Annotated in this window: 2 protein-coding genes; one reads left to right on the top strand and one right to left on the bottom strand. The window is 43.6% G+C overall.

What is annotated here, in order from left to right; all coding sequences use genetic code 11:
* Positions 1 to 747 (bottom strand): tyrosine/phenylalanine carboxypeptidase domain-containing protein (locus R8N47_RS23645; protein ID WP_412034476.1); only part of this gene is annotated, 747 nt, incomplete at its 3' end.
* A gap of 105 nt (positions 748 to 852) precedes the next feature.
* On the opposite strand from R8N47_RS23645, the gene R8N47_RS23640 reads away from it, so the two are divergent.
* The coding region (locus R8N47_RS23640; RefSeq protein ID WP_318185905.1) for a hypothetical protein at positions 853 to 1102 on the top strand (250 nt) is incomplete at its 3' end.

The following is a 1102-nucleotide window of genomic DNA, read 5'->3' as shown; positions in this document are numbered from 1 at the left end:
ACTGAAGTGTCCAGAGAGGTACTCACACAAAATTGCCAACCCTTCCTGCGTATTGGTATTGGCAGGGCAACCTAAACTAAGCACTTTAAGTGGCTGTTGACGGCCATTAAGCGTAGTTAGCAAATGCACGCCCATCTCGTGGTGTGCGAGTGCTTCAAGCTCGTCAGTTGTGATGTGCGCAGCGCTGTTAATCTTCACTCGAGAGCCTGACACCAAAGCGTTTGCTAGCATGCCATCTAAGATTTGAATTTCACATTCATACCCATTTTTATCGGCGAAGCTTTGCATGAAATGAGCAATGGAGCGGCTATCATGCTCTGGTTTGCTTTCTTCTTCTGTCGGCAGATGCAAAATGAAATGTGCGTTAGCAATGTCTTTCGCACTTGGTTCACCGTAATAGCGCAGAGAGTTGTATAGGAACTCTTGCGTACCTATGGTGTTGACTTGATCAAGTTTGTCGGCGTAAGACTGAATGACATCCTCATAAAGCTTTTGTAACTGAGCATCTTCGATGTGTTCCAAAGGCAATTCGTACAAACGGCGTTTTGACTGATGAGTGTCAAGAGGCGCTTTCTGGTACTGAAAGTTAGGTTCTTGCGAGTACTTATTACTGATGAACCTTTCTCGCTCTTGGGCGTAATTAAGCGGGTTTACGCTGCTAAGAATATCAATATCAGTGACTAACTGAGTGAGGTTTTCATCTATTGCTAATAGCTGGCTAGAAATTGGTTCATTAAACTGAGCCATGTCGTTCAACTCCATGTGAAGGTAAGACCTTTTCAACTAAGCGCAGAGTACCTGTCAGTCATCGAAGACAACTATGGGAGGCAAGAGCCGTTATCCATTGTGTATATGACCGTCTCTGTACTTTTGACTAACGGTGATTGTATTGAAAGAGGTGGAGCCAAATTATCATTGAGTGTTTGGTTTGAACAACAAATATTTCTCAGTCTCAATCGGAGTTACATCAGCTCTCATTTTTGCATCATGATTACAGATACAAAAAAGGCCCCACAACGTGGAGCCTTAAACAATAAGCGATGGTTGGTATTATCAGGTTGTCAGAGCAAGGATTGCGCCTGGCAGAATGATGAATACAGAC

This window comes from Vibrio sp. 2132-1, from assembly GCF_033344315.1.
Note: the sequence above shows the minus strand (reverse complement) of the source record. Positions and strands in the feature narration are given on the sequence as shown.